This window comes from Caballeronia sp. SEWSISQ10-4 2, from assembly GCF_030464885.1.
GTDB lineage: Bacteria > Pseudomonadota > Gammaproteobacteria > Burkholderiales > Burkholderiaceae > Caballeronia.
Genome location: NZ_JALPRJ010000196.1, coordinates 1 through 2,461, shown reverse-complemented (window position 1 = coordinate 2,461; position 2,461 = coordinate 1). Strand labels below are relative to the sequence as shown.

The window sequence follows — 2,461 nt, the reverse complement described above, 5'->3', positions numbered from 1 at the left end:
TTGCCGTGGTTGCGCTTGCCGCTGATTACCTCCTGACAAGTCTGGAGCGGCGTCTTCTTAAATGGAAACCTGCGGCGTTCTGACGTCTAGATTAGTTGTTACCTGAGTAACATGGCTCCGGTGATGCAGGGCGGCCTACAGATGCGGTTGTAGTGGTTCTACTGCGACTGGTGAGGTTCGTCAGTATCTCCGGAGTCAAGTCGTTGTTGGCCTCGAAGCGCTTACGACTGCATGCCTAACCAGTTTCGGTGAGCGCAGGTGCCCGCGTCGATCAAGTAGATTATGCAGGCTTGATCCTTCAGCGGGGAAGTGCCGTGCTGAAGGACGCCTGGGTGGAATGTGTGTTCCGCGATTGGCGATGAGCCTGGTCTCGACGCCGTCAACATCTATATTCGCCGGCTGAGAAAGCAGCCCGGCATTCCGGCAGGTATGTCCCGACTTTACGTGGACTTGCCCATATTATTCGTGCTCCATAACAATAGGTAATTGGTATTTACACCAACGTATTTCTGGAACTCGTGAAAGATTGACGAAGGATTGGGGTAGTTAAGCTTCGTTCGGTATTGAACGAATCATAAGAATCTATTCCAACATGAAGTCGTGAGGAGAACGTCGTGAAAAAGACCACCATACTATTGGCTGCGAGCGCAGGCACCCTGATAGCCGGAAGTGCGTACGCACAGTCGAGTGTCCAGCTCTATGGCCTGATGGACCTGAGCTTTCCCACCTATCGGACGCACGCGGATGCGAACGGCAATCACGTCATCGGCATGGGCAACGACGGTGAGCCGTGGTTCAGCGGCAGCCGCTGGGGCCTGAAGGGTGCCGAAGACATCGGCGGTGGTACGAAGATCATCTTCCGGCTCGAGAGCGAATTCGTGGTCGCCAACGGTCAGATGGAAGACCCGGGTCAGATCTTCGATCGCGATGCATGGGTCGGCATCGAGAACGACACCTTTGGCAAGATCACGGCCGGTTTCCAGAACACCATCGCGCGCGACGCATCGACGATCTACGGTGACGCGTATGGCAGCGCTAGACTGACGACGGAAGAGGGCGGCTGGACGAACTCGAACAACTTCAAGCAGATGATTTTCTACGCGGCCAGTGCCACCGGCACCCGTTATAACAACGGCGTCGCGTGGAAGAAACTGTTCAGCAATGGCATCTTCGCCAGTGCGGGCTACGCGTTCGGGAACTCAACGAGTTTCGGCTCCAACTCGAACTACCAGGCAGCACTCGGGTACAACGGTGGCCCGTTCAATGTGTCGGGCTTCTATAGCCACGTGAACCGCGTCGGGATCACAAACCAGACGTGGTCGGCGGGTGGTAACTACACGTTCGGTATTCTGCGCGCCAATGCGGGTTACTTCCGTTACCTGGGTAATCAGGGCTCGCTCGCCCAGCGTCAGGACAACGCGTGGACCGTGTCGCTCAAGCTGGCACCGAAGGGCGCGTTCGACTACGAACTCGGCTATCAGCAGATGCGCGTGAAGAACGCCGCGTACAACAGCGACGGCGATATCCCGAACGCGAACATCGGTGCTTTCGACCCGACGTCGGGCCTCCACAACGGTTTCAAGGAGACGTTGTACGGGTCGATCTTCTATCACCTGTCCAAGCGCACTGAAGTGTATCTGGCTGGCGACTACATGAGGCTGCATGGCGGCTATACGGTTGGAAGCACGTTTGGCGCGACTAACCAGCTCGAGCTGACCTCGGGCATCCGGACCCGTTTCTAAACGACCAGTCACAGTGGTGTCGGCTCTGTTTGCCGACACCGAGGTCGACCGGGTCACCATTCATCCGCTGTTGACGGGTTTCGTTCATTAGCGATTCCCGCTTTAACGTGCCAGAGCTTTCGTTAATACTGCTCGGCGCTGGCCGCGGTTGCAACTTTTTGCGCCGTACAGTCCTGCCTATATTCAGCACTAAGCCGCCTTTCTGCATGGTCTATATCATCTGGATAAGGAGCGTTGGGTGAGCTTGCGTCGTAACCCGCGGCTTCGAGTTCGTAGAGTTCGTTCATTACCTGCGTATGGGTAGCGGGCCCCCGGGAGTGGATAAACGGGTAGTTATTGCACTGCTGCGCCGTAAGCGTTGGTTTTGCCAAAGAAACCGTGCTTGCAATCAAGAGCGGAGAAAAAATAAGCAGTTTAAGCGTCGCTTTCATAGAACCTCCTTAAGGTCATATCTAACCCACGTCGACCGGTCCGCTCGCATGAACTTGTCTGTACGCGGTTAAGAACAGGATAAGGAGGTTCGCATGACGCCAAGCTGGCGAGATCATGAAGAATTTGTCATTTTTCGGGGGTGGTGCCGGGTTGCACGAGGTTTTCGGGCGTAGTGGTCGAGGGTCAATGCTGGGTTGGTGCTTTCGGCCGTGGTGGTCGGCGTGAGTTAGCAGTATTTTTTATCACTATTAGCCACTGTGCGTGGCGGCACTTCATTTCTTTTTCCA

At 55.5% G+C, this 2,461-nt stretch carries 2 protein-coding genes and 1 pseudogene; 2 read left to right on the top strand and 1 reads right to left on the bottom strand.

Annotation, left to right across the window (positions count from 1 at the left end):
- Both M0D69_RS43550 and M0D69_RS43545 read left to right on the top strand, forming a co-directional pair.
- Positions 1 to 83: pseudogene (locus M0D69_RS43550) on the top strand (ABC transporter permease); the annotation flags it as partial.
- Positions 84 to 614: 531 nt separating this feature from the next.
- On the top strand, positions 615 to 1,742 hold the full coding sequence (locus tag M0D69_RS43545) for a porin (RefSeq protein WP_301787967.1): 1,128 nt from the start codon (positions 615 to 617) through the stop codon (positions 1,740 to 1,742).
- A 122-nt stretch (positions 1,743 to 1,864) separates the two neighbouring features.
- Here M0D69_RS43545 and M0D69_RS43540 read toward each other — a convergent pair whose 3' ends face one another.
- Entirely contained in the window at positions 1,865 to 2,173 is a 309-nt protein-coding gene (locus M0D69_RS43540) for a DUF4148 domain-containing protein (protein ID WP_301787966.1), read from the bottom strand.
- Between the last annotated feature and the right edge of the window lie 288 nt (positions 2,174 to 2,461).